This window comes from Hyphomicrobium sp. 99 (genome assembly GCF_000384335.2).
GTDB lineage: Bacteria > Pseudomonadota > Alphaproteobacteria > Rhizobiales > Hyphomicrobiaceae > Hyphomicrobium_B.
Genome location: NZ_KQ031382.1, coordinates 1,285,128 through 1,310,539, shown reverse-complemented (window position 1 = coordinate 1,310,539; position 25,412 = coordinate 1,285,128). Strand labels below are relative to the sequence as shown.

The 25,412-nt window shown below is 57.2% G+C and carries 20 protein-coding genes; 4 read left to right on the top strand and 16 right to left on the bottom strand.

The window, feature by feature from the left end; translation table 11 throughout:
* Nucleotides 1-36: 36 nt before the first annotated feature.
* From G359_RS06455 to G359_RS06395, 13 genes are all read right to left on the bottom strand, one after another.
* Complete coding sequence (locus G359_RS06455; RefSeq protein ID WP_045835454.1) at nucleotides 37-591, bottom strand: WcaF family extracellular polysaccharide biosynthesis acetyltransferase; 555 nt, start codon at nucleotides 589-591, stop codon at nucleotides 37-39.
* A gap of 15 nt (nucleotides 592-606) precedes the next feature.
* Nucleotides 607-1,764 carry a glycosyltransferase gene (locus G359_RS06450; protein WP_045835453.1) on the bottom strand — a complete coding sequence of 386 codons (1,158 nt, stop codon included), beginning with the start codon at nucleotides 1,762-1,764 and terminating at the stop codon, nucleotides 607-609.
* Nucleotides 1,765-1,777: 13 nt separating this feature from the next.
* Complete coding sequence (locus G359_RS06445; RefSeq protein WP_245279949.1) at nucleotides 1,778-2,959, bottom strand: glycosyltransferase family 4 protein; 1,182 nt, start codon at nucleotides 2,957-2,959, stop codon at nucleotides 1,778-1,780.
* Nucleotides 2,950-4,317 (bottom strand): hypothetical protein, encoded by a 1,368-nt coding sequence (locus G359_RS06440; protein WP_045835451.1) that lies wholly within the window; start codon nucleotides 4,315-4,317, stop codon nucleotides 2,950-2,952. The genes G359_RS06445 and G359_RS06440 overlap by 10 nt, the downstream gene beginning before the upstream one ends.
* Nucleotides 4,318-4,370: 53 nt before the next feature.
* Complete coding sequence (locus G359_RS06435) at nucleotides 4,371-5,594, bottom strand: glycosyltransferase family 4 protein (RefSeq protein ID WP_045835450.1); 1,224 nt, start codon at nucleotides 5,592-5,594, stop codon at nucleotides 4,371-4,373.
* Nucleotides 5,587-6,735, bottom strand: a complete 1,149-nt coding sequence (locus G359_RS06430) for a glycosyltransferase family 4 protein (protein ID WP_045835449.1) — start codon at nucleotides 6,733-6,735, stop codon at nucleotides 5,587-5,589. Before G359_RS06430 ends, G359_RS06435 begins: the two co-directional genes overlap by 8 nt.
* Complete coding sequence (locus G359_RS06425; RefSeq protein WP_245279948.1) at nucleotides 6,735-7,814, bottom strand: glycosyltransferase; 1,080 nt, start codon at nucleotides 7,812-7,814, stop codon at nucleotides 6,735-6,737. The genes G359_RS06430 and G359_RS06425 overlap by 1 nt, the downstream gene beginning before the upstream one ends.
* Before the next feature lie 56 nt (nucleotides 7,815-7,870).
* Complete coding sequence (locus tag G359_RS06420) at nucleotides 7,871-8,965, bottom strand: glycosyltransferase (RefSeq protein ID WP_045835448.1); 1,095 nt, start codon at nucleotides 8,963-8,965, stop codon at nucleotides 7,871-7,873.
* A gap of 230 nt (nucleotides 8,966-9,195) precedes the next feature.
* Entirely contained in the window at nucleotides 9,196-10,503 is a 1,308-nt protein-coding gene (locus tag G359_RS06415) for a tetratricopeptide repeat protein (RefSeq protein WP_156150686.1), read from the bottom strand.
* On the bottom strand, nucleotides 10,500-11,084 hold the full coding sequence (locus tag G359_RS06410; RefSeq protein ID WP_052699221.1) for a hypothetical protein: 585 nt from the start codon (nucleotides 11,082-11,084) through the stop codon (nucleotides 10,500-10,502). Before G359_RS06410 ends, G359_RS06415 begins: the two co-directional genes overlap by 4 nt.
* Nucleotides 11,081-13,363 (bottom strand): GumC family protein, encoded by a 2,283-nt coding sequence (locus G359_RS06405; protein ID WP_045835447.1) that lies wholly within the window; start codon nucleotides 13,361-13,363, stop codon nucleotides 11,081-11,083. Before G359_RS06405 ends, G359_RS06410 begins: the two co-directional genes overlap by 4 nt.
* A gap of 44 nt (nucleotides 13,364-13,407) precedes the next feature.
* The gene (locus tag G359_RS06400; RefSeq protein WP_245279947.1) at nucleotides 13,408-13,983 is read right to left on the bottom strand and encodes a polysaccharide biosynthesis/export family protein; all 576 of its coding nucleotides are present in this window, start codon (nucleotides 13,981-13,983) and stop codon (nucleotides 13,408-13,410) included.
* Between the two features lie 214 nt (nucleotides 13,984-14,197).
* Nucleotides 14,198-14,968: a tyrosine-protein phosphatase gene (locus G359_RS06395; protein WP_045835445.1), complete on the bottom strand. Its 771-nt coding sequence runs from the start codon at nucleotides 14,966-14,968 to the stop codon at nucleotides 14,198-14,200.
* Nucleotides 14,969-15,183: 215 nt separating this feature from the next.
* On the opposite strand from G359_RS06395, the gene G359_RS06390 reads away from it, so the two are divergent.
* The 4 genes from G359_RS06390 to G359_RS06375 all read left to right on the top strand — a co-directional run bounded on the left by G359_RS06390 (nucleotide 15,184) and on the right by G359_RS06375 (nucleotide 19,867).
* Nucleotides 15,184-15,657, top strand: coding sequence for a hypothetical protein (locus tag G359_RS06390; protein ID WP_045835444.1), 474 nt, complete (start codon nucleotides 15,184-15,186; stop codon nucleotides 15,655-15,657).
* Nucleotides 15,654-17,207, top strand: a complete 1,554-nt coding sequence (locus tag G359_RS06385; RefSeq protein ID WP_082072831.1) for an O-antigen ligase family protein — start codon at nucleotides 15,654-15,656, stop codon at nucleotides 17,205-17,207. Before G359_RS06390 ends, G359_RS06385 begins: the two co-directional genes overlap by 4 nt.
* 61 nt (nucleotides 17,208-17,268) lie before the next feature.
* Nucleotides 17,269-18,948, top strand: a complete 1,680-nt coding sequence (locus G359_RS06380) for a putative bifunctional diguanylate cyclase/phosphodiesterase (protein ID WP_052699219.1) — start codon at nucleotides 17,269-17,271, stop codon at nucleotides 18,946-18,948.
* Nucleotides 18,949-19,171: 223 nt separating this feature from the next.
* Nucleotides 19,172-19,867, top strand: a complete 696-nt coding sequence (locus tag G359_RS06375) for a response regulator transcription factor (RefSeq protein ID WP_045835443.1) — start codon at nucleotides 19,172-19,174, stop codon at nucleotides 19,865-19,867.
* Between the two features lie 14 nt (nucleotides 19,868-19,881).
* On the opposite strand, the gene G359_RS06370 is transcribed toward G359_RS06375, so the two are convergent.
* The 3 genes from G359_RS06370 to G359_RS06360 form a co-directional block, all read right to left on the bottom strand.
* Nucleotides 19,882-20,583: a hypothetical protein gene (locus G359_RS06370; RefSeq protein WP_045835442.1), complete on the bottom strand. Its 702-nt coding sequence runs from the start codon at nucleotides 20,581-20,583 to the stop codon at nucleotides 19,882-19,884.
* 121 nt (nucleotides 20,584-20,704) lie between these two features.
* Nucleotides 20,705-21,244 (bottom strand): invasion associated locus B family protein, encoded by a 540-nt coding sequence (locus G359_RS06365; RefSeq protein ID WP_045835441.1) that lies wholly within the window; start codon nucleotides 21,242-21,244, stop codon nucleotides 20,705-20,707.
* 100 nt (nucleotides 21,245-21,344) lie between these two features.
* Complete coding sequence (locus G359_RS06360; RefSeq protein ID WP_052699218.1) at nucleotides 21,345-24,833, bottom strand: autotransporter domain-containing protein; 3,489 nt, start codon at nucleotides 24,831-24,833, stop codon at nucleotides 21,345-21,347.
* Between the last annotated feature and the right edge of the window lie 579 nt (nucleotides 24,834-25,412).

Sequence of the window (25,412 nt, the reverse complement as noted above, 5' to 3'; positions counted from 1 at the left end):
GCCCTCGACATCACTTATATGCATGTTGATCGGAGCTTAAGCGCTCGCAGATGTCGGCTGAGGCCGCGTCTTCATCACGCTCGCGGGGTTTCCGCCGTTTATGGTCCACGGCAATGTCGATCGCGTTGCAACACTGCCCAACGCAAGAACGCTGCCTTCGCTGACAGTCACTCCAGGCGCAACAATCGCGCGCGCCGCGATCCAAGCTTTATCGCAGACAACTATTGGCGCTGCACGAAAATCAAAGCTGGATGCCGACCAATCGTGGCTGCCGGTACAGAGATAAACGCCCTGCGATATGCAGCAATGCGAGCCGATTGCGACTTCGGCGAGATTATCGATCCAAACGTCCTCGCCGAGCCAAGAATGGTCGCCAATCGTCAACCGCCACGGGAACTTCACGCGGAGACCGGGCTTGATCGTTACATTGCCTCCGACGCGCGCCCCGAAGGCCCGCAAAATGATACGGCGGTGAACTGAACCGGGAATCTGCGACCGGATCAAAAACCATTGCGCGAGAAGCCAGATGCATTCGAACCAAGCGGGCTTCCCTCGCGAGAATGCACCATTGTTATAGGTGTCAAGCCGCATCGCCCTTTCCCGTCCTCAGCATCGGACGCATGCGGGCGGCGTTCCGCCGTCTAACAACCATCTATAAACTTGGAGAAGTTGTTCGGCGACGCTGCTCCAGCAGAAGTCCCGCTCGGTGAGGCGTTGTCCGTTATGTCCCATCTGTCGCTGAGCCTCCCGACCCATCCGCATGAAGTCACGAATCTCGCAAGTCATCCGATCCCGCTCGGGAGAAAGGCGAAACGCTGCATTTTCGCGAAAGCCCTGCGCTAAGTTACACGCGTCCGTTTTGAGCACTGGAAGTCCGTACGACCACGCCTCGAGAACCGCGATCGGCAATCCCTCGCTCAGTGATGGCAACACAAATGCATCCGCCGCGCGAAATGCCGCGTCTTTCTCGCTGCCGAACAGAGGACCAAGAAAATGCACGCGCTCTTCGAGGCCATGCCTCTTCACGAGCTTGCGAAGCGTTTGTTCGTGTCCGCCCTCATCCCATCCTGCGATCGCGAGATCCCAATTTCGATCGGCTGCATCGGATGCCCATGCTTCGATGAGTGCACTCAAGTTTTTTTTCCGATGGAGCCGCCCGAGAAAGAGCATTACGCGATGTTCCCGCGGCACAAATGCTTGCCAGGGTGCGGGTCTCGGCATCTCGATAAGCGGTTGAGCGATGCCATTCGGAATCACGCAAATCGGCTGATGAAAGCCGAGTTCGCGAATTGCCCGCGCCTCAGCTTCACAGAGAGCGTGGAAGCACCAAGCGCCGCGAAGATGTGCGTTCTCGTAAAGCTGCGCAGCTATTCTTTTCTTCCAGGCGGAATTCTTGAGGGCCCATGCGTCCAGCATTCCGTGAGGTGAAACTATGTACGGCCGCCCAGTGGAAGCACCCCATCGGGCGACGACGCTCGAGGGATATTTCCAGATGCCATGCGTGTGGGCAATGTCGGCGCCCGCTCTCTCTAAACACCCGCGCGCTCCAGGTGCGTAGCCGATCGTCGAAGGCCCCACGACGCGAAGCGGAATAGTTCGGATACCGTCCCATTGCTTGGCATCATGATGCCAGCCGCTGTCTTGCAAACCGACGACGTTCACCTTCGCTTTCTTCGCAATCAGGCTTCGCGAGAGGCATTGCACGACGGTGGCGACGCCGCCACCCGACCGCGAAAGACAGCCAGTGACGAGCATGACTTTCATCTGCGAGCGGACTTCAAATCCGCAGTGACAGCGCAGTTGCGACGGCGGTGCCTATGTGGCTGCGCTGGCCGTATCGCGAAGCGCGCGCAATCTCAGCGGCTCTCGTCAATCCTTCCGCGAAGCGATCGATGTCCCACCCCGCAATGATGCGACGGCTTGCTGCTCCCATCTCGGTTCGCTTAGTGGATGTTGCGATGATAACCATCAACCCGGCTAGTTCATCGGCATTCTTCGGATCGAACACGTAGCCGTTCACGCCGCTTTGGACGAGATCCCGGTGGCTGCCAGCGCCTTTTGAGACCAGAACCGGGAGGCCTGCGGCCATCGCCTCATTTACGACGAGTCCCCATTCGTCGGTGATGCTTGGGAGGATGCACGCACCGGCCGAGGCATAAAGGTCCGGTAGGTCGGCGTAGCTCCTGTGACCCAGGATATGGACGCTAGATTCAACCGAAAGCTCCGACGCCCGGCGGGCAATACCCTGGCGCAATGGACCGTCACCCGCGAGCACAAGATCCCAAGCATCGTTTAATTGCCTGCAGCGGTACCGCGCGAATGCCTCGACGAGAAATGGCAAATTTTTCTTTGCGATAAATCGCGCGCAGCAAAAGAAGTAGGCCTGCGGGACGTTGCGCCGCTTCTGCCTCGTGTACACATCTCCGGTGGCGTCGCGTTTCGCGAAATGCCGATTGTCAACGACGTCGAAACCCGTCGTGATTTTTTCCGCAGGAAAGCCGAGAGCCGACAGATACTCCGCATGTGGCGAGCCGGCGACGAATGCCGACTGATAGAGAGGCATGAGCTGCCTTTTCAACGTCTCGCGGCCAAATTTCCCACCGGCGCTTCCCGCGTAGCTATCGCTCATCAGGACAGTCGGTATTCCAAGGGCATTGCATATTCGCAGCGCCGCCAAGGCGAACGCTTCCGAATATCCGGGAATGGCCACCGCGTCGGGCCGGAAACGCTCCAGTTCTGCGGCAAGCTTTTTCGTGACCCGCGTTCGCGGCTCTGCGGCGCTTTTCGTCTGAGACAGCGCGATAACCCCGGCATCGCGCTTCCTCTCACGCTCGTCCCAGCCGTAGTCGCCATCGAAATCAGAATACTCGAGAGCGAGAACCGAATGGCGTTGCCTAAGGGCATTCAGGCGCGCCAAGTGATAAGGCCCATAACTTCGGAAAAGCAACGCTATTCGCAATGTCGCGCTCCGCGGCGTTGCGTGAGCGAATGTGCGTACCAAACTGGGTTCGCAACTCGCGCATGGCTTCTCCGATGCGCCAGAATCCGCAGGGCGACCACGGCCGGTATGCCGAAAAGCAATGCTCTGAACGTCCACGCCTCAATCGTTTGCGTGAGAAAGTATATCGATAACGCTGCGAAGATCGCGTACGCGGGCTGCAATCGGGCATCGGCCCGGCTCGCGCGCCAAAGCTTGCCGTAGAGCGCTCCCATGGCGAACACGGCGAGGGGAGCGAACATTCCGAATTCCATCCAGAAGTCGCCAACCATTCCGGGAGCGGCGCCGACTGCAACTTTACAGCCCGTGACGGTGGCAATTCTATCAACCGGGATACCGGCGTCCTGCGTCAGATCGATATCGAGTCCAACAGCTGCGAGGACGTCGGCATATTTCGTTGGCCAAATCGCCGAGGGCACGACGCGCGCCGCCATATGGGCAAAAACCCGCATGCCGTAAAACGCCTCTCCGGTCTCGTTCACATATCGGACGATGGCGGAGGAAAACAGATACTCATTACCCGACCAATTCTCGAGCATGCGCGACGCGGGACTATCCAGTGCCTTCTCCGATCCCAAATAGATCGCGTCGCGATTTGCAACCAACCATAGGAGCAAGCTGCCAACCAGGAGAGCAGCCGTAAACGCAAGCCAGAAGGGTATCCGCGGACGAAAGGTGAGGACATAGCTCGCCGCCAGTCCCGTGATCGCAAGAAAAGTCGGTCCCCGGCGCGCGCCGAGAATGCCTTGCACGAGAAGTGGAAGCAGAGCGATAAAAACAAGTATCCAGTGCTGGAGACGCATTCCGCCTTTGCGACGTGACAAGACGAGAAGTGGTGCAGCAATGAGGCCAAACTGCGCCGCCTCGCGGACGTAGCCGCTGTCGTCCCACCCTCCCCCGTAAGCGCGTCCGTAAGCGGCATCGAATCCGCCGACATTTATGATTCCGACAATCCAGGCGACAAATCCCAAGATGCCAAAAAGAATTGCGACGGCAAAAATCGCTCTTGCATCCTGCTCGCCAATGGAAATTGGCGGACCACCGACCGTGCGAGCGCCCCACCGTATTCCAAATATCAATGCCATGCACATGACCGCGGCAATGAATTGAAAGTCGGCGAGTTCATCCCAGTACCCAGCTCGCGACACGAATTCAAACTCGTCGGTCGCAAGACCGTAAAGGGGCAATGCTACGTAAAGGAACATCAACTGCGGAACGCAGTAGATGGTCGGATGGAAAACATCACGCCAGCGTCTCCAGTCGCGCAGGATCGCGAATGTGCAGATCGCAGCAACCAAACCTAAGAGTGCGTAATACACGTGGTCAGCAAGTATCGCGTTTCAGTGAATCGCTTGCTTCCATCTCGCGCCGTCTAATCGTTAGCCTGCACTCTGGATATTGCACCGACGAGGCGGTCTTCATATTGCTTCAATGTGAAGGATGCCGCTCGTTCCCGAGCGTTCCGCGACATGTTCTCGCGAAGATTTCTGTCCGTCACGATGCGTTCAATGGCCTCGGCTATGGCCGTCGCGGATCTTATTGGAACGATCAATCCGTCAATTCCGTTGCGGACAACGGAACCGCAGTTTGGAGTGGTGATTACCGGGACACCACACGCCATCGCTTCGAGATGCACCAACGCGAAGCTGTCGCATAGCGTCGGCAGCACAAAGACGTCGGCGGCGCCAAACTCCTTTCGCACCTCAGCCCTGGGAATTTGACCGACATAGCTTGGTCCATGAAAAAGTGAGTCATTCAAGATTTGACGATCGACCGGGCCGACAACGCGGACGTCGCAATCAACTCCTTTTTTCATGAGTATGCGTGCCGCCTCCGCGAGGTAGTGATTACCCTTGCGAAATGAAACACTCCCCACGAATAGCGCGCGCCCTCGCTCGGGCATAGTTTCTGTCTGGAGCCAGCTCTCGTCGATGCCATATGGAACGATGGCGACCCGGGCGGGGTCGGCGCCCAACGCGATGACGGCTTTCTTGACGAAGTCCGATGGTGCGATAATCAGGTCTGCAATTTCGTACTTCAATCGGTCGCGTTCACGTCCCGCATTTATGCGATCAATCGAATTTCCGTTTTGACGGCGACCCGGAAACCTCTTGTGCTCTTCGTTCAGCCAAAGCCCAACATCGGGTCCGATCATCGCTTCATGTACGATTTTGCAGCCGTGCAATTTCGCTTCCCGGCAGATCTCGATGTCTTCATTGACCAATACGGTGTAGATGGCATTGGCTCCGCCGAAATTTTCCTTCCGAGCGACTTCCAGCAATGATGCGGCGCTGTTTGCTCCGTCCTTTGCGAATATCTTCGCTGCGCTCTCCCGCACAACGGCGGCACGCGCCTCCCGCACTTTTGCGCGCGGAATTTCCGCCGGAAGTCTTCTCCCGAGCATGCGTCGGACCGGCGCCGGTCGATATGCGAGCGGCCACAACTGTTCGAGATGGCGCAACGGTCCCGTGTCGACACAGAAGTCCGTATATAAGCGCTCGAGCATTCCAGCCCGCTGCAGTACTGCTGGAAGCGCATAGTGCAACCGCGCGCCGGGTTGAAGCACCGCAAAGCGCAGGGGCGCGCGATCAAGCATAAGAATTTATCCTCTCGTAGACGTATTCATCTGAGCCTGACCAGATCGCCTGCAATTTTCCGACGGCGGTGGCCCATGTAAATTCTTCGCTTCTGGCGGCGACGGCGCTATGGAGTGCCCAATATCGATCGAGATTTCGAGCGTAGGATTCAATCGTTACAGCAACGTCTTCAGGCTGCGCGGACGCGTCGAAAAGATGTCCGCATCCGTTCGGCATCGTATCGGAAATTCCGCCGATGTCTCGCGCGAGCACAGGAATGCCTAACCGCAAGCTCTCTCTATTGGAGAGGCCGAACGCTTCCGCATTCGAGAACAGACAGGTGAAGTGGCAGGATTGGATGAAGCGCACGAACGTCGACAGTTCGTGGCGCTTGTCGATGAAGCCCACCACTTTCAACAAGTGGTGACGGGGACCAGTATCTGGTTCAAATCCGGCTGCTGCGATTTCAACCGGCACACGGCGCGCATGCAAGACATCTGCAATTTGAAGAAGGAATTGCAGATTCTTTCGTCTCCAGTCCTTGCCGATAAATCCCAGCCTTAAAGGTGAGACCGGGCCGCCAGACTTTGCGACGAACGAGGTGCTTTCATTGGCAGGCAAATTTGCTCCGGGTGGCACTACGTGAACTTTGCTTTTCGATATTCCGTAATGCTCGACAACCGAACGCGCTGCCCAGCGGCTCATGCACACGATACGGTCGGCTGCTTCGTACTGATCGCGCTCTCTTGCGACGGCGTCGTACGCCATTTCCTTTCCAACACCGCCTCGTCCGACCAATCCATAATCGTTGAAGTTCTGCGTCAGTGTCGCGTCGATGTAGAAGCTCGTTCTTCGAACCCCACTCTCCAAGGGTGGAAACAGCGGAAAATGACTTAGGACTTCGGCTTCGACATCTATCGGCTGCACCTGCTCGATCAGGCGGCGAAGAAAAGATGGGCTATATTGAAAGCCTCCCCTCTCCAGCCGCTTCATCGTTCTAGCGGCGTTCCAAGCGAGCCGATGATAGCGCAAGACTTTGGTATCAAGTCGCCATCCGTCATCGAGAAAGCGTGCGCTCTTCCCCGCCTCCAACAGAAAGAATGGCGTATTGCTCCATGTATCGATCGACGTCGCATCACCGAGACAGGTCAGGATGCGCATCAGGCAACCGCTGACGATATTGCTTCGGCATTGCGAAAAATAAGTGCTTCCCATCGCGCGGCGCATTTTTCGATGCTGTATTCAAGCCGAACGCGAATGGCAGCCGCGGCGTTGATATTTTCTCGAAGGTCCCGATCCCGCAAAAGCGCAGCGATGCCTTGTGCTAGCTTGCTTGAATCTCCCGGAGGCACAAGCATTCCCGCCTCTCCGTTTCCAAGAACTTCGCGGCATGCGGGTACGTCCGACGCTACGACGGCGACGCCGGCGGCCATTGCCTCGATGAGCGCAATGCCGAAACCTTCTGCGCGTGTCGTGCTGAAAGCGTAAACGTCCATTTGACCCAGCAATTCCGGAATATCGTTGCGGTTGCCGAGAAACTTCGTCCTGTCCGAGATCCCTAAGCTTTGGGCGTGACTTTCGAGCGTGTTGCGCAATGCTCCTTCGCCTACGATCCAAAGCTCGCAATCCGGAAATTGCGAGCACACAAGACTGAACGCATTTAAAAGCGTGCGATGATCCTTGATGGCATCCAGACGTGCGACCATCCCGATCACGGCTGGCCTCTTCGATCTGTCCTTACGTGAACGCGCCGCCCTGGCTGCGAGGCGAGAAATATCGATACCATTTGGAAGCGCGTGCGAATGCTTTGGCATGCCCACGCCGAGCTTCCGAAGCTCTCCATCAACCGCCGCGGAGCAGGACGCGATGGGACACCGAAGCAGTTGCGAAGCCAATGTTACGGCTCCCCATCTTCGCCGGCCCGGCATGTCCAGCGGCGGGGGATTTCCGGCCTTCACCGCGAGCGATTTTATGCCGGCGCTTCTCGCGGCTGATGCCGCGATCAAATGGGGCACACCGAAGACATGAATGATCAGCGCGTCCGGACAATTTTCTTTCAAGATAGCTCGAAGCCAGCGCCACATGGTGAGATTGGTCAGAGGCTTTTCAGGCGCGATGGTGAGCCGACAATTTTCGAGCTGCTCGAATTCCGGCCCCAATGCGCGCGTGGCGGCCCCCAAGGCTAAAACATGCTGACGGAATCGCGGCTGCCAATGCTGGGCCAGGCGCAAACACGTCATCTCGGTGCCCCCTGCCCCAAGTCCGTGGACGATATGCATGAGCTGCGGCCGCGCGTTCACGCTGTTTGCCGGCCCGCGTCCGATAAGCGTGCAGCAAATGAAAATCCCAAAAGTGCGCCGTATTCACGCGCCATGGCTTCGCCGGAGAATTTTTGCAGAGCTGTTTCTCGCGCTCGGCTGGCGCGTATCCTTGCTGCCTGAGGATCGGCGCGTACGGCATCTATGGCATCGGCCAGCGCCGCGGCGTCTGCGGGCGGCACGAGCAATCCGAGGCTGCCATCGCCCAGAACTTCGCGGCATGCTCCAACGTCGCTCGCTACAATCGGCACGCGCGCAATCATTGCCTCGGCGAGCGCTATTCCGAAGCCTTCATCCGGCGTCGTCGAAAATGCGAATAAATCCAATCTTGCCATGATCGCTGGAACGTCGCGGCGCATGCCGAGGAGGATCACCCGATCAGAAAGGCTTTCGGCATCGATCATTTGCTCAAGCATTTGGCGTTGACTGCCATCGCCGACGATTTCAACTCTGATGTCTCGGCCTCGCTCCTTGAGTATTTTGGCGGCGCGGATCAAAGTGGTCTGATCCTTATGTTTCTCCAATCGCGCCACCATGCCTATCGTGAAGGACTTGCTTCTCTCTCGCGGCCTTAGCGCCACGCTCGGCGTGAATTCTTGGACAGGCACGCCGTTGTAGACGACGGCCGTTTCTCTTTGGCGCACGCCGAAATACTTCATCGTGCCCTGCTGAACGTACTGGCTGCAGCAGACGAGGCGATCAGTTAGTGGACGGCCAAGCTGAACCAATATCCTGAACTTTGCGAACGCCGATTTGTGGCGGTCATTCGGATAGTTTCCGACGTGGGCGATGATGTTCCGGACGCCACCCAATCTAGCACCGATCGCAATGAAGGCATGCCAACCGAACGGCATAGATAGCAGACCTTCCGCGCGATACTTGCGAGCGGTCGAGAAGACACGAGCTGCCAGAACGAAATATCTGACGAGCCCACTTTTTGAGATGCCGAGCGTAACTCGATCGGTGGCGAGCGCATCGAAATCTGGCGCTAGATCTGCTGGCGTCGACTTGAGGATGACGAGGACGGGACGAATTCCCCACGACAGCCAATGCTGGCATAGAACAAGCGCCATCCGCGGCGTTCCCTCTGCCGCGAGGGACGACACCACAATGAGCACGCATGGGCGATCGCGCTCCGTCCGGTGGTCATTCCGGCCGGCATTGCTGCCGCTCGCCGGGTGAAGCCCAACGGGTTCGATATGCTGATGACTAGTGATGCTTTCGGACTATCATTCAACGGACCAGACGGCAATGACCTTGGAGCAACAGCTGCGCCTTTTGTGTGGGACGCGATCGCCGTGCCTTAGTCCCCGTCTCTCTCGATCTTGAGACTTGTGAAGGCAAACGATCCCGCAACCAAAGTTTCGGAGGCCGACCGCGCATCGAGAATCAGCCGGATAATCTGCGCTCTGCAGCTGGCCGGAATGTCAAACCTCACCGAGAATTCTGCCCAGGCGGAAGATCCGTCCAGGAATGCCGGGCTCTCCCCGCGTGGACGAGCGAGCTGCTCAAGACATGCGATCTGCCATTTGAGACCGCGTAGTCCCTTCAGGTTCCCCTTTGAATTCCCGAGAAGACGATAACGCCCTGGAGCCAATTGGAGGAATTGATAAATCGGCCGGAAGTCGACACGCCCGCCGCCGAGCTCAACCGACAGCGCGTTCTGGTCAGTCAGACCTTGCGCGGCGATGATTTCCGCCAGTGCGCGATCACTTCTCTCGATCGTCCAGTCGAATGGAAGACCTGAAGGGGCAAATTGGAAGTTGCCATTGAAAAGCGGGCCCGCGGATCTCAACTGGCTCGGCGGAAGAAGCTGGAGCCAAGAGGAATATGCGAGCTCATATTTTTTTTCGTCGATCAGGTATCGAAGATACGCGTTGATCTCCTTAGGTGTCGGGGGATGCTCCGAGGGCAGCAATCCGAGAAGCAATTTGGCGGGCGCATCGACATTGCTCGTCGCTCCGTTGACCGCGCGAAAGAACTTCTCGCGCCACGGCGGCGCCGTTGAGAGCGTTGCGATCAAGGCTTCCGTACCCCCGGGCATCGCCGCGATTTGGGAGAGTGCGGGAGCGACCCCGGATATCAAATCCGGTCTAATGCGAAGCAAGGCATTCGCGTGATTAATCGCACTTTCGATATCCTTCGCGGCAAGACTTTGCCGCATTAGCCAGTCGTGAGCCGCGGGTCTCCTAAGCGACCTTGCCTCGGCAGCCTGCATAAACCTAGTTGCCGCCACCGTATCTTCGCTGGCTGCCGATAGAATTCCAAGCAGCTCGAACGCCGAAGCATTGAGCGGTTCAGCGTTGAGCACACGCAGAAGGTGCTGCTTGGCCTCATTTGTTTCCAAGTTCGGCTTAGGAATTCTGCCGTCGGCTTTCGCGCTTTTTGCGACCCAGTTATTGACAAGCTCAAGCTCGGCGTTTGCGTCAGACACACGGATCGCAAGCGCCCATTCCGGGTCAAATCGTTCAAGGCAAGCAACGACGGTCCGCGAAACGACGAGCCAACTCAGAACGAGAGCCAACGCAGCGAGCGCAGCGGCAAGACATGGCCGTGACAGCTGTGATGTCGTCGATTCGGAATTTCCATCGTTCGGAACTGTCACGCTCACAGCGGCCAGATCCGCCTTCGAAGCGTTTTCCCAAGGCGGCTGTGAGGCGTGCAACCCTTACCCCGGTGTTGGCGTGCCGGTCGCCTCTTCGCGAGTGCTCGCGGCCTATCACCGCCGTTCGAAGAGTTCCACAAGGAGGGTGCCCGCGAGCCGTCTTGCTTTTCGCGACTGTCGCGCTTGGCGGCCTTTACTTCATTCCACGCAATTAGAACTCTTTGGGCCAGCCGCGCCTTGTGCGGATCTCTGCTCACGTCTGGATGAAGCCATTTGAGCAAATACGCCATATGCCGGCGGAGTTCCGTGGCGGTCGCTGTATCGTCGAGACCAAGCACGCGGTAGGCATCCGAATTCCACGCAAGCAGAACTTGTTCGATAAAGAAGATTGCGGCGTCACGATTTGCAGAAGAGGCACGCTTATTCACTTCCTCAGCTTCGCATTCCGCGCCCGCTTCAGCCGCAGCGAGCCGCAGAAGCAGGAGAACGCCAAGCGGCAACGGCGCCGATCTCATCATACGGACTTGCGAGGGCATGCGGAGCAGATCGAGCGCAGCCTTCAATGCGGGGTTCTGACTTCCTTTCATGATGGTCCGAGGATTGTGTGCGCCGTACTGCGGACGCTCGCCACCGAGGTGCCATATGAGAACGCGTCGGCGCCATAACCGTAGCTGTATCCATAACCGTAGCCCGCCGTCTTTGCGTCCAACTTGGTGATGACGCCGCCGATCAGCGGCCCCTTCGATATTTCGAGACGCTTGAGCGCGCTTCGGACTGCCCCACCCCTCGCCAATCCGCTACCCATTACGAAAATCGTCGCCTCGGCGGCATTCGACAGCAGCAGAGCATCCGCTAAGCCGAGCACCGGCGGCCCATCAATGATGACGAGATCAAAAACTTCGAGGCTTCCCGATAGTAGCGACATGAAATGGGGGCTAGCGAGAAGATCCGCGGCGTTCGGTGGCAGAGGACCGGAAGAGAGAAAGGCCAAATGTGGGGTGGCGGTCTTCTGAATTGCATCCGGTGGCGTGCACGCGCCGGCCAGACACGAACTTAGTCCGACAGAGTTATCCGCTTCGAGATATTTGTGGAGCGAGGGGTTTCGCATGTCGGCATCGACGAGCAGAACGTTCAGTCCCAAGCGCGCGAAGTGTTGGGTGATCGCGATCGAGCTGATCGACTTCCCCTCTTGCGCACCAGCGCTCGTCACGAAGAGCGTTTTTGGCATACCTCGCGGTGTCGTAAATTGTAATGACGTGCAGAGAGAGCGATAGGCTTCCGCCAGCGGAGACCTGGCATCGAGAAGAGCCTCCTTCACGTCAACGCGCGAATTCACAAGGGGAATGACACCGAGCGTTACGAGCCCGCCGACACGCTCGGCCTCTTCAACGGAATCTATGACATCGTCGAAATTTTCAATGACGTAGGCGAGCGCGATACTTATCCCAAAGCCCAAAAACAGAGCGAGCAGCACGGACTTCATAAGCTGCGGAGAAGATGGCGAACTCGGCAGGCTTGCCGCATCGACCACGAAGACGTTGTTGCTTCCAACACCACCCGCAACATCGACTTCCTTATATCTTTGCAGAAGCCCGTTGTAGAGATCCCTATTGGTATCGACCTCTCGCTTTAAAATGTTGTACTCGATCGAGCGCTTCTGAAAATCGAGAACGTCGGTGCGCAGCGTTGCGACCCGTGCCGTGATTTCATTTTCCTGACTGAGCGAAGACTCATAAGCATTCTTCAGCGAGGCACGGATCGTTCTAACCTCCGCCGCGAGTTGCCGATCCACTTCCCCTATCTTGTTTTTGATTTGAACCATGACAGGGTAGCTCGGCTTGAACGTCTGCAGCTTCTCCTGGTACTCGGTCACGAGATCGTTGCGTTTAGCGCGCAAGCCGTCGATGGCGTTGCTCGATAGAAACTGCGGAAAGTTCAGCGCGTCAGATTTCTCGACCTGTCTCCAAAGCTGCTCGTTCTTTATCCGCTCGCGCGCAATGTTGCCGAGGGCCGCACTGGAATTCGCGAGATCCGTTTCGACCATCGACGAACTTGCGCCGATTGAAACGATTTGCTCCTTCTCGGCAAAGGCGAGCATCGCCTTCTCTGACTGCTCCAGACGCAATTTCAGTTGTTTGATTTGGTCTTCAAGAAATGCCTTTGCGTAGGCGTTCGCCTCGAAGCGCTTATCGAGGTTGGAGGCAATAAATGCGTTTGCATATGCTGCGGAAATTTTTTGGCTGCGAGCCGGATTGGGATCGGAATATGAAATATCGACAAGACGAGATCCCGGTATCGGGCGCACCGAAATGTTCTGCTCTACGATGGCAGCGGCGTTTGAGACGAGTTCTCTCTGGCTCTGCGGGGCACCGGATTGGGCGGGCCGCAAGATACTCCTGATTGTCGCGAGAAAAGAGAATGAGCGAGGCCGAAAGAAATCTTGGTCGTCTGCTAATCTCGCAAGTTGCGCCACTCTCTCGGCCAGGCTTCTACTAAGCAGAAGCTCATATTGGGTCCGCAGAAATTCGGCGTCGGTTCCTTCGACGGGCGTGATGTTGCCGCCTTCGACAATTTTCGCGACGCTGCGGTCAATTTGAAGCCGTATCTTGGACGTGTAGAGCGGCGTCATCATCAAAGTTCGGACGGTGCCTAAGGAAAATGCCGCGACGGTAACGGCAAAGATCAACCCCTTGCGTTTCAGCAAAATCCTTAGCGCCGCTTGCATCTTTCGAGCAAAGTCGGCGCCTTTTTCCAGCGGCTGATCGAGCCCGCGGCCTCCGTACATCTCGTATGGATCATTCGGCTCAAGGGCTCGGATGTCCGCATATGTTAGAGGCGTGCTGTTTGCGTCTCTTGGAGAAGTCATGGAGCCGTCATCTAAGGGGATCGAAAATACGGCAAGCGCGCCGCCTACAAAAACGGAACGAAGAAGTTTGTGACCGGGAGCACTTTCAGCAACGCCTGATAGGATTCCTTCATCGCCGAGTTACTGACGACGACCACATCGCCTTCGACGATCGGCGGGTCCTTGGCTTTTCCCGATCGAATATCTCCGACATCAAATTTTGCGGCAGATCTCTCGCCGTTTACATTGCGGAAGATGGCGACGGAGGCGTCGGCAGTATCGGTGAAGCCGTCGGCGGTCGCGATGACTTGCAGAAGCGTTGCCGGCCCGCGCAGCGGATATACTCCGGGTTTCTTCACCGAACCATCAACGGTTACACGCTGGCTGTTGTATTCTTTGATGTAGACATTCACCTGCGGTGACTGAAGGTAGTCTCGACCGAGACGCTCTGTCAGATCACGTTCGACGTCGCGCGGCGTCTTGCCAGCGGCATGAACTTCTCCGGTGAGCGGAAGATTGATCGTGCCGTTCGCGGCAACCTGAATGGTCTTGGAAAGCTCGGGAACTTGGAAAACTGAAACCTCGACGACGTCCATCGGGCCAATTTTGTATCCGGCGTTTCCGGGATTCGACGCCGACATCAGTTCCGCAGCTTGGCGGGATTCCGTTTCGCCGAGCGCAATTGAATGCGAAGGCGACGCTATTGGCGCGCCGGTTTTATTAATCGGGGAAGATGCGCTGGTGAGATGCGAGCCTTCACTCAACGAGGCTCCACATCCCCCAGCCATCAGCGCGAGCACGAGGCATGGCACGACGGGTGTGCGACCCGCCCGCCCGTTCACTGGGACGGAATGATCAGGCGCTTTTGAATACAGCATTCGTTTTCTGTGCCAATGACAGAGGAAGGTTTGACGGCGGCGTGTTTGTGAGAATGCCTCGCGGACGCGTGAGAACGAGGCTATTTGCTTCATATTCGCCGACGCGCGATGCGGCCGCATCCCACCCTCTCTTTAAATCGGGGGCCCGGCGCTTGGTATCGTGCGCATCGGTTGCGAGGAGGTGGACAAGTCCTTCGTCCAGCAGACGTTCAGCCCAATATTTCGCGGACCGGCCAAATTTTCCGAGCAGCGACCCGGAGGTGATCTGAAGCCAAACGCCCGTGTGAGCGAGACGCTGAATCAATCCGAATTGCGGCTCGATCCAGGCAAGGCGTTCTGGATGAGAGAGAATCGGTACGTAGCCGGCAACGATCAGCTCGAAGAAAAATTTATTCAGAGGCTCTGCGCGTACGTGCATCGGCAGCTCAACCAGCACATAGTGGCTATCGGCCAGCGTCAGGATTTCCTTTGTCCTGAGCTTTTCGACGAAGTCTACGGAGATATGGGCGTCGGAACCACTGAACAGCTGCAAGTTCAATTCAGATCTCGCGAGCGCATATCTCAATTTTTCGGTCGCTTCGCGAATTTGCGGTCCGTTGTTGTGATAGAGGCCCGGCAGGATATGCGGCGTACAGATGACCGCCTCCACTCCGTCTTCGATCAGCGCAGCGGCCATTTCGAGCGAAGTCTCGATGCTGGGCGCGCCATCATCGATCCCCGGCAAAATGTGGCAATGGATATCGATCAAAGGCCGCCCCCAATCACCGTTATCTAGTCCTAAAGTAGCATACCTATTGCTATCTGAATTTTTCAATCGTGAGTCAAGCTGCCGAAGCTCGTTACGTGTGTGTCAAACCTACATCTATACACTTTTTCCTGCCTTCTACGGGGCCCGCTGTCTTTCCAAACCCCGAGTCCCCAGATATAGCACTATAGTGTCATCGTGGTATAGGAGGCCCATCAATGCGAACGCGCGTGGTCATAGCCGCCGCTTGGCTTCTAGCCGGATTTTCGTCCGCGGAAGCAGCGAGCGTGACAGTGCTTAAGGGGGAAGCCCTCGCCAGCCGTGGAGATGGCTACGAGACACTCAAGGGTTCCGCGAATTTTGGTGCGGGGGACGTGATCGTGCCGAAGATCGGCAGCTCGGTGAAAGTGACGTTTTCAAACGGCTGCACCGTATTCCTCGGGGCGGGCATGGTATTCAGCGTGCCGATCAATTCCCCGTGCGGCGGCCCTTCGACAGCCGCCAGCAGCAGCGGCGGTCTCCAGGAAACGGATACCGCGCTCATTCAGGATTGGTCCGCGGCAACGCAAACGACAGCATTCGACGCGACGCAGCCAAACCTCCTTCCGTACCTTTTGGGTGCGGTGGCGATCGGCGGCGTTTCTGCTGCGGCCGTGGGCCTGAGCGGAGGCGGAAATCCAACGAGTCCATGATCGGGCATCAATGCTCGATGGCGTCACCCGTTGCGGCCTCGGCTAGGAAAGCGCTGCTACTGATAAGCGACATCATTCAGCGCCGACGGTTGCCCGAGTTGGCTCCGAAGAATGGACTTCTGTACCTAACGGGCGGCGTCTTGGCGGCGTCTATGGTTCTGGGCGGGGCGACGAGGAATGGCTTTCCCGGCGATGTAATCCTGCAATTTCTCTCCATCATCCTTCTTATAGCGGCGCTCCGTGAGATCGCTATTGCCGGTTCTTTTCGGCATTTCAGATGGCCGCTTATTTTCGTCGCTGCGTTGGCACTTGTTCCGGTGCTCCAGCTTGTTCCGCTTCCGCCGGAGCTGTGGAGCCGGTTACCAGGACGCGGGTTGATTTCGGAAACGTATTCCCTGATCGATCGCCCTCTTCCGCCGTTGCCACTGACGATGACTCCATCCGCGACTTGGCTAAGTGGCCTGGCGTTGCTTCCTCCCGTGGCTGTCTTTCTCGGAACTTTGGCGCTCGGCTACCGCCATCGCGAACGCCTCAGCTACGTTGTTATCGCGATGGGAGTGGGAAGCGTCGTACTCGGTCTGCTGCAGCTCGCGGAAGGGCCGAACAGTTCGCTGCGCTTTTACGACATCACCAATAAAGCCGAGGCTGTTGGCTTCTTTGCGAACAGAAATCATTTCGCAGCGCTTCTCTATGTGACCACGCTCTTCGTCGCTGCACATCTCGTCGATGCGATCGGAGTGGCGGGACAGAAAGCGCCCCGGCGCAGACTCGAGTCCAATGTCGTTCTCCCTTTGATGATTTGGCTGACGGCACTTCTCATGCTGACGGCGGCGCAAATGATGGCACGATCTCGGGCCGGCCTCGTTCTAACGGACTTGGCGCTGGCCGCTGCCATCGCGATTGGTGTGACTGATCGGCGGATCAAGACTTCGAACCGCGGCTTCGGTCAATTGGTTGTGGGATCGGTGGCGGGAATTATTTTCCTATTAGCGCCGCTCGCTATCTACCGCATTTTCGATCGGTTCGGAGCAGACCCCTACACCGATGCTCGCATCGCCTTCGCGCGCAAAACAGCCTCCGCCGCTTATGCCTATATGCCGTTCGGTTCCGGCCTCGGATCCTTCGTTCCCGTTTACCAGCTGTTTGAGACCACGTCGGATCTCGGCCTCACTTATGCCAATCACGCTCACAACGACTTTCTCGAGGTTTGGCTGGAGACAGGAATATTCGGCCTTGTTGCAATGGTTCTGTTTATCGTTTGGATCGTGAAGCGCACCGCTTTGGTGTGGAAAGATATTTCTTCTTCTCAACTGCGCGGCATCGATATCGGACTTGCTCGTGCAGCTTCCGCGACTGTGTTGCTGCTGCTTGGCCATTCTCTCGTTGATTATCCACTTCGCACCACGACGATGATGACGATTGCGTCCGTCGCACTCGCGTTCCTGATCACGCCCGCGCACTCACATGAGAAGCGGCTGAGAAGCGGCGCGCAGCTCGCACCCTCCGAGGCACTCATTCGCCGGTCGCAGCAATTAACTAACACGAATTAATTTAAATATAACTCTTTCGGACTATTTCGCTTTCCCAATGGCCGAAAAAGAGGGGGAGTTTATGGACGCGCAGCCCGACGAACCTCATCCTTTGAGTGCAGCGTTGGGGGCTGCTGGCATTGCCGGGGGCTTGGGATTATCGATCTTTCTCGCCATCCAGCTGTCGGCTGACAATTTCATCGCGATCCTACCTGCGAACGGCATCCTGATAACTGCATTGATTTTCTTATCCGGCGTCAAGCTGCGACTGTTCACACTTATGCTCGGCGCAGTCGCCGCCATGTCGATCAGCGGCACGCTGAGTGGATCGACTGGCGCCGCACTAGCCTTCGCCCTCGCGAACACGGGAGAGCTGTTGATCGCGTCGTATCTCATAATCGGCATTCGCAGTCGAACGAAGGTGACGGCTGGCTCCGATGTCATGAAGGATCAGCTGAGCGATTTTCGGCCCAGATATTCGATGGAGCGCGATTGCTTGACCGGCCTTGCCAGCCGGACGCTTCTCATCAGGCACATCGAAGCAGCGCAATCTCGCAGCGATGAAGTGGCGCTGCTGTTCATCGATCTCGACAATTTCAAATGCGTCAACGATACCTTCGGCCACAATATCGGCGATTACCTGCTGAAGACGGTCGCGGGGCGATTGCGTCATAGCGTGAAAGAAGCCGACGTCGTCGCGCGGCTTGGCGATGACGAGTTCGCCGTGTTGCTGAGCAAAGGCACACAACCGGTGGCGGCGGGAATCGTTGCGCGGCGTATTTCGGATTTTCTGAATGCGCCGATGACGGTTGGCGGCCATGACATCCGCGTTGGCGCGAGCATCGGTGTCGCCTGCTGGCAGCCCGACACGACCTCCGCATTGGAACTCTTTCGACGGGCGGATGTGGCTCTTTACCGAACAAAATCGACTGGGCGCGGGAATTATCAATTCTTCGAGCCGGAAATGGACCGGCGCCTCCAAGAGAGGCAAGAGATCGAGCAAGACCTGCGAAGAGCCCTCGCGGATCATAGTTTCGACGTTCATTATCAGCCGATTGTGCGGCTTGCTACAAATGAAGTGACTGGACTTGAGGCGCTGATCCGCTGGCGTCATCACACGCGCGGAAACGTGTCGCCGTCGGAATTCATCCCCATTGCGGAGGAGATCGGAATCATTGCTCCGATTGGAGACTGGGTTCTTCGGCGTGCGTGCCACGACGCGGCCAATTGGCCCGAACATGTAAAAATATCCGTGAACCTATCTCGCGCCCAGTTCGAATCTCCTTACGTCAAGGATCGTCTCAGCGCAGCGCTGTCCGAAACGGGTCTTGCCCCCAATCGGTTGCAACTTGAAATCACTGAGACGACGATCATGGCAGATTTCACAAAGGCCAATTCGTTGCTCGGCCAATTTCGTGAACTCGGCATCGAGACGGCGATGGATGATTTCGGAACGGGCTATTCGTCATTAAGCTGTCTTCGAAGCTGTCCATTCGACCGCTTGAAGATCGACCGCTCTTTTATCAACGATTTGACGACGAGCCTCGAAGCCCGATTGGTTCTTGCGACCATCGTCAAGCTGGCAACGACGCTTGGGATGCACACGACGGCGGAAGGAGTCGAAACGCAAGAGCAGTATGAAATCGTGAAGGCCGAGGGATGTGGGGAGATCCAAGGTTATTATTTTAGCCCTCCGAAATCCGCGGCAGAAATCTCTGATTATTTCGCCGCACGGGCGAACGGCTCGACCACCGCGGCGTGAGCGGAGCGCTGGCGCTACGGACTAGCACCACGTCGTGCACCCCGCTGCAATTTAAGGTGGAAATCAGAAAATAAGAAAGCGGTGTTCAGGGCGCGGTTGCAACAATGCGCCGCTAGCCTTCGTGAGCGGCGCTCGCTAATCACTGCCCGTTGGCCGGGGGCAGAATGATTCCTATTCGCTAGTCAGCGCCGGGCCATTTCCATGTCACTGCTGCAGGACTGCGATGAAATCCTCTCCCTCGCGTGAACCGCCAGTCTATGTCGTGCTCGTCGACAGCCGAGGCGTCATCATGGACGTGAGCGCCAAAGCCGGACCGGCAGATGGCAACCAGAAAATTGCTCTCGCGCAATATCCTGTCGGTGACTCGTATTTCGATCACTGCGATGATGATAACCGCGCTGAGATACAAGCGCTTCTGAAGCGCAAGCGTAGCCTCGTCTCATTTGTCGTGCCTTCGCGTCCCAAGCAGAAGCAGTGGGTTGTCGTCATCGGTGTTCCTGTGAGTTCGGATGCCGCCAGCGGAGCGGTTCTCATGCACGTAGATATCGCGGCGTGGATTCCCGAAGCCAAAGAGACCGAGACGGTATCGAAAGCTCCGAAAGCTCCGGTCGCGCTCAATCCCGGTCTTATCCAGGACACCATCGCGCGCGCACTTTTCCAACAGTTCGGCCCGGGTTTTGGAGAAGCGCCTGTCGCGCCGATTCTGCCGCCGGATGTTGAATCTCTCAGTCCGAGGCAGCGGGAAGTTCTAATGCTGCTCGGCGCCGGCAAGAGCAACGCCGAAATCGCCGATGAGCTTTCCTGTTCGTTGAATACCGTAAAACGGCACGTAACCGCAGTATTGCAAAAGCTGCGATTGCCGAACAGAACGCGCGCCGCGATGATCGCAAACCAGCTCAATCTGCGTGCGAAAGGCTAAGGCGTCCGACATAGTCACGCTTGCACACTCATTTTGCTCGTGGCATCGAGGCGCGGCCTGCGCGTTAGGCGCCGCTGTTTTCTTGGCGGTGCGAGAACCGTCTCAAGGATGTCTGGGCTCCTCGCTTCCTTCATAAGATGCACGACCGTCCTCGCGAGCGAGAGCTCGTCGACTGACGATTCCATGGGTGGCGAAACGATCGACATGCGAATGCGTGGCGCCGCGGTTGCTTGCGTCGTCGCGAATTTGGCAGCGAGAAATGCAGTCGCAATCGGTATCGCGGCAGGGCCAGACGCGGGCGCCACACATATAAAGTGCAGATCCCCATCGATGTAGGGCAGCACGGCGTCGAGACAGTGGAGCAGCCGACGCGTTCCCAGATCGATTGCCTTTTCGGTTGTCATCCGCTGCCGCTTCGATGGAGCCAGCTCCAGAACAATAACGTCCAATCGCTCAAACTGCGCGAAGGCGATTTGGAAAAATTCGCGCAACGAGTTCGGCCGATCCAAATCCACCGGCTGACAGTGCGTGCCCTCGCGCCCATCGATTTTAGCGTCGAGCGCTTCGAACCTCGCAGGCGACGCGCCGAGTGCCAGCCGGCCGCCCTGCTCGACAATCAGTCCAGTGAGATCTTCGCCGCATGCGGTCGTCGCGCACGGGATCGCTGCGACTTTTCCCGTCAATGCCCGAGTTGGGCCGTCACGTTCATGGTCCATAAGCCCGGTCTCGCCTCCGCAACCTTCGATTGCACTCCGAAGTGCTAGTTCACATGCCTCCGGAGGTCAATTCTTCACTATGCTCCAGTCGTGATCGTCGGTGGATGACCCAAACCGAAGCCTATTTGCTTTCCTTGACGTAGGCCGCGTAGGCGTCAGGAAACCCGCGCGTGGAGAAGGTAAGGTTTAATGGCATTTTCGAAGTGCTCTGCACGGTGGCGGAGATTTTTGAGGCCTTGCGTACCTGCGCGAGTATCGGCTCCGTCAGATCGAATGATGCGAAGCATGCTGCCCGGTGACAGGCGGCGTACGGCACTGTCAACCTAGCTTGGTTCTCAAGGTCTACGACCACCCCCTCCGGCAGAGAAACGCCGACGGGCAACCGAAGTGATCCCTTGAGCTTACCAGTCTGATCCCTGCCAATCGTCAGCATGCCGACCGTCGTCTTCAGCTTTTCGCTTACGAGGGTTTGCGACAGCCCGCAGGATTTGCGCCCCTTTACCGGAGCCTCGCAGGCAACCAGCCAGTCGCCGATGATCTCGCTCCTCGGCTGTGCCTTCGCGACATCGATCGACGCGGGAGCTTCCGCACTCGCCACGCCGGCGAAGGCGAACGCGACCAACACGGCACAAGCCGAAAAACGCAGAATGGATTTTTTCATCTCAACATCTCCAATGAATGACACACGCAATTTGGGGGAAAGCGGCACTCGGGGACGCGGCCGGAGGGCGATCGGGAGCTGATCGCCCTCCGACCCAACCTCACCAGTCGACCCGGACGCCGAGGCTTCCGCCGTATCCGACGAAATCATCTTTTCCGAATTGCACGTTGCCCTTGGCGAAGGCGCTAAGGCCATTGCCAGTCAGGCTGAAGACGTTGACGCCGCCCGTGACCTCACCAAGCGCGCCAGTTAGATCATCTGCCGCCTTGAGCACGTAATCGCCACTCGTCACGTCTGCCGTGTTGTTACCGAGAAATTCGTAGAGTGCGCTTACACCGATGAACGGCTCGTACTTTGCTTTCTCTTTCGCGATCCCGGTTCCAAGACGCACACCGAGACGGCCGCGCAAGCTATCGCCATTCGAGAAGTTCACCGAAGCATCGTAGAGATCCATCGTGTCTATGTTGGCGTTGACATAGGAGAGGGTCGCTCCCGGTTCGATGAAGGTATTGCCGTACGTCGTGCGATACCCGACATCGATGACGCCGCCGATGGCCGTCAGACTTGCGTGTTCATTTACAGACTGACTTCCGGAGTATTTGACGTTCCCGAGATTTGCCATGAACTGACCGTCGATGAACCACCCGCCTTGCAGGTAGGTTACGTAGGCACCCACGGCGCCGCTCTGGAAATCAGCACTGTTTGCTGAGTGATCGAAATTCAATTCAGATCTTAGATAGCCGCCCATTATGCCGGCCATCCAGATGCCATTTCCAGATTCGGTGCTGCGGATAAAGTCGTAGCCACCGATGACGCCGCCGCCGTCCATCTGGGTGGCGACGGAATGTCGTTCGGTCGAATTCATCAGTGTGAACGCGTGGTTCGTAGACCGCGATTCCGATGCGCCCAGCACCTTGGCCCAAACTCCAGACGAAGGCTTTGTGCATCCGGCGTTCGGATCTTTGAGGCTGACGGGCGCACACGTCTCATTCAGTGCCGTGCGCAAGTCGGCCGTTCGATCGAGCCACGCGCCCGCTGCGTTGTGCCAGATCGATTGAGCCGCCGACGTCAAACTGGGCAGCTCGAAGAACGTATGATTCGGCGCGCTGGCGAGAACCCATTCGTTCGAACCGTTGAGATAGAGATCGTATGAAAACATGCCCGTATCAATGGGACCTTTGGCGAGGAAGAAACTTCCTGCCGGCAGCGAGCCGGTGGCCTCCACGACGAGGATGCCGTTGGGATTGTAGGCGCCGAAACCAGCATCGACGTTGTTGACATAGATCGCGGTCGAACCCGTCACATCGCCATCGATCACAAGCACGTCGGAACTTGAAGTCGATGGTCCTCCGAGGAAGGCATCCACCTTCAACGCACTTTCACCAACTGCGCCGTGATAGGTCAGAGCGCCACCGTCAGTCGGCTCGAGAATAAATACATCACCCGTGTAGCCGTCCTGCAGATCGATTGTGCCTGTGGCGCCGCCACCCCCGTTGTTGAAGTATTCGACGCCCGTTAGAACCGTGGTGTCGTTATAGGCCGGGTTGTTCGGATCGGTAGTGTAGATTGTCCCGGTGTTGTTGAACGCATCAGCGAAGCCGCCACCAAGGTCACTTGTGCCGGTGAAGTGCCAGCTATCGTTGCTCGTGTTGTTGAAGGTGTTTGCCGCATACGTGTCGCCCGCGGCGGAAAGATCTATGCGTCCGATCATCGTGCCGTCGTTGTTGATCGTGACGGCGCCGCCTCGGGCTTCAACAATCAGATCTCCAGTCAACGCGCGTGAGGTGCGAATGAGGCCTTCAGCGTAGTTGTTGATCGTCGCCCCATCGTCAGTCGAAAGCTCGATTGTTGCACCGTGCCTTCCAGAGCTTTCGATCAATCCGGACGAATTAATTGTTGCGGAATCGGCATTGATGGCAATCGCGCTTCTGCGGCCTTTGATCGTGCCGTCGCCGTTGTCTATCGTGACGGATCCGTCAGCCCTAACATCGACGCCGGTACCACGACGACCCTCGATCCTGCCGTCGTCGTTATCGATCCAGACGTCGCCATCGACGCGGCTGATCTTGATGCCGTCGTCCCGCCCCTTGATCGAGCCTCTCCGATTCTCGATTTCGACATCGCCATCAACATGACTGACGTTGACGCCGTCTCCTCTTTCGCCGCGAATTTTCCCACCGTAGCTGTTCGAGATGATGACATCATCGTCGACATTCCTGATTTTCACGCCGTCATCGCGACCCGTGATCTTGCCGCCGAAGCGATTGTCAATGCGGACGTCATCATCGACGTTACGGACATCAACGCCGTTTCCGCGTTCACCTTTGATACTGCCGCCGTACCGGTTGTCGATAGCGACTTCGTCTTCGGTGTCTTCGATGTGAATACCGTCGTCGCGGCCTTCAATCCGTCCTCTGCGCTTATTGTCGATACTTACTGAGCCATCGGTGTCTTCAATGTGAATGCCATCGCCATTCCGCCCGCGGATGCTACCGCCCGAACTGTTGGTAATCCTCACATCATCGGCATCCTCAATCTGGATACCGTTATCGCGGCCCTTAATCTTGCCGCCGAAGCGATTATCGATGCGGACATCGTCGACATCCTCGATGTCGATGCCGTCGTCGTCTCGCCCGGTGATCCGGCCTCCGCGGCTATTGTTGATGCTGATGTCGTCGCGAACATCGCGCACGTGTATGCCATCGTCGCCACCAGTGATCTCACCGCCGACGCTATCGATCTTAACATCGCCGCGGACTCTTGAAATATCGATGCCGCTGTCGTCGCGGCCAGAAATCCTTCCGTCGTTGTTTGATATCTTCACATCGCCGCGGACCTTGTAAATTTCTACGCCCGAATCTCCGCCGGAAATTCTACCGCCTGAATGATTGTCGATCGTCACGTCGTCGCGGACGTCGCTAATATCGATGCCGTCGTCGCGGCCTGCTATCCGGCCGCCGAAGCTGTTATCGATTTTCACATCATCATTAACACGCCCGATATCGATGCCGTCGTCGTGCTTGCCGATTATGGTACCGCCAAAGCGATTATCTATCGTTACGCGATCATCAACGTCGCGAATGTGCACGCCATCGTAGTGCCCTTCGATCCTGCCCCTGAAGCGATTGTCGATGGAAACGTCGGACCCTGCGTCGTCGATATTGATGCCGTCATAGCCGCGACCAATGATTTTTCCCCTAAAACGATTATCGATGCGGATGTCGCCTTCGACGTCGGTAATCAATATCCCTTCATCGGAGCCCTTGATTTCGCCTCCGCGATTTTTGACAGATGCATCGCGGCTGATGTTGTCGATGCGGACGCCCGGCCCTCCTGTGTTGACGATGTCATCACCGTCATTGTTGACCCGGGCATGATGTTTATCGTGGATATAAACGCCGCCGCTGGGGTCTGCCGCTGCGATCCCGCTGCCGACAACTAGCGTCAGCGCCAACGCCGATATGAAGCATGACGGCGGGGCGAAGGCGTGAAGACGAGCCCGTTCGGGTCGCCGTTGTCCAAAAACGAATTTCCAGGTGTCGGCGTTTTGGCCAGGTTTGGCAGGCACAGATGCGCGCTTGCGATCCATGAAATGTCTCCCCAAATGTTCGGAACGCAGCACGCGCAGTCTCGCGCTCGGAAAAGCGGGTGCTTTCCGATGAACATTGTCAGAGCAGCCGCGCTGCTGCGAATCGCGAGTTGTAGTTCTTAGGTACTATATGAGTAGTACCGAGAAAAGCGTCCGCCCACTGCTTTGTGGGTGGGCTTCACAGAATTTGTCGCCTGCGAAGAGAATTCCGCGCACATAGTGGCTTGATCGTCTCAGCCTGCTGCGCAGAAAGAGAAACGAACGTGAAACAATCGGGCGCCCGCGCGGCTCAGCCGCCGCGCGATGCACTCCGTTCGAGTATGATCAATTGGTTGTTAAGCGTGGGACAAGTGTGCGAGCGAGCGGAAGAGCTGGCCGTGATCAATTCTTCGAACGGCTTGCGCCACGTCGCTCTCAAGAGACGCGGATGAGTTATTGGGGCCACGGGGCAGCAACGCAGTGCGAGAACTTGCGGCAGGCGACTCTTGCTTAGCGGAGGATTGATGTTCGCTTTCGGCGGACCTTGTCCGCTGCGATCTCAGCGAAGCGCGCCATGCGTCGAGCTCCGAACAAAAGCTC

Coding starts and splice junctions, on each gene's coding strand:
- G359_RS06455 (WP_045835454.1), bottom strand. CDS start 591: ATGCGGCTTGACACCTATAACAATGGTGCATTCTCGCGAGGGAAGCCC.
- G359_RS06450 (WP_045835453.1), bottom strand. CDS start 1,764: ATGAAAGTCATGCTCGTCACTGGCTGTCTTTCGCGGTCGGGTGGCGGC.
- G359_RS06435 (WP_045835450.1), bottom strand. CDS start 5,594: ATGCTTGATCGCGCGCCCCTGCGCTTTGCGGTGCTTCAACCCGGCGCG.
- G359_RS06430 (WP_045835449.1), bottom strand. CDS start 6,735: ATGCGCATCCTGACCTGTCTCGGTGATGCGACGTCGATCGATACATGG.
- G359_RS06425 (WP_245279948.1), bottom strand. CDS start 7,814: ATGACGTGTTTGCGCCTGGCCCAGCATTGGCAGCCGCGATTCCGTCAG.
- G359_RS06420 (WP_045835448.1), bottom strand. CDS start 8,965: ATGGCGCTTGTTCTATGCCAGCATTGGCTGTCGTGGGGAATTCGTCCC.
- G359_RS06410 (WP_052699221.1), bottom strand. CDS start 11,084: ATGAAAGGAAGTCAGAACCCCGCATTGAAGGCTGCGCTCGATCTGCTC.
- G359_RS06405 (WP_045835447.1), bottom strand. CDS start 13,363: ATGACTTCTCCAAGAGACGCAAACAGCACGCCTCTAACATATGCGGAC.
- G359_RS06400 (WP_245279947.1), bottom strand. CDS start 13,983: ATGTCGGCGTCGAATCCCGGAAACGCCGGATACAAAATTGGCCCGATG.
- G359_RS06390 (WP_045835444.1), top strand. CDS start 15,184: ATGCGAACGCGCGTGGTCATAGCCGCCGCTTGGCTTCTAGCCGGATTT.
- G359_RS06385 (WP_082072831.1), top strand. CDS start 15,654: ATGATCGGGCATCAATGCTCGATGGCGTCACCCGTTGCGGCCTCGGCT.
- G359_RS06380 (WP_052699219.1), top strand. CDS start 17,269: ATGGACGCGCAGCCCGACGAACCTCATCCTTTGAGTGCAGCGTTGGGG.
- G359_RS06375 (WP_045835443.1), top strand. CDS start 19,172: ATGAAATCCTCTCCCTCGCGTGAACCGCCAGTCTATGTCGTGCTCGTC.
- G359_RS06370 (WP_045835442.1), bottom strand. CDS start 20,583: ATGGACCATGAACGTGACGGCCCAACTCGGGCATTGACGGGAAAAGTC.
- G359_RS06365 (WP_045835441.1), bottom strand. CDS start 21,244: ATGAAAAAATCCATTCTGCGTTTTTCGGCTTGTGCCGTGTTGGTCGCG.
- G359_RS06360 (WP_052699218.1), bottom strand. CDS start 24,833: ATGGATCGCAAGCGCGCATCTGTGCCTGCCAAACCTGGCCAAAACGCC.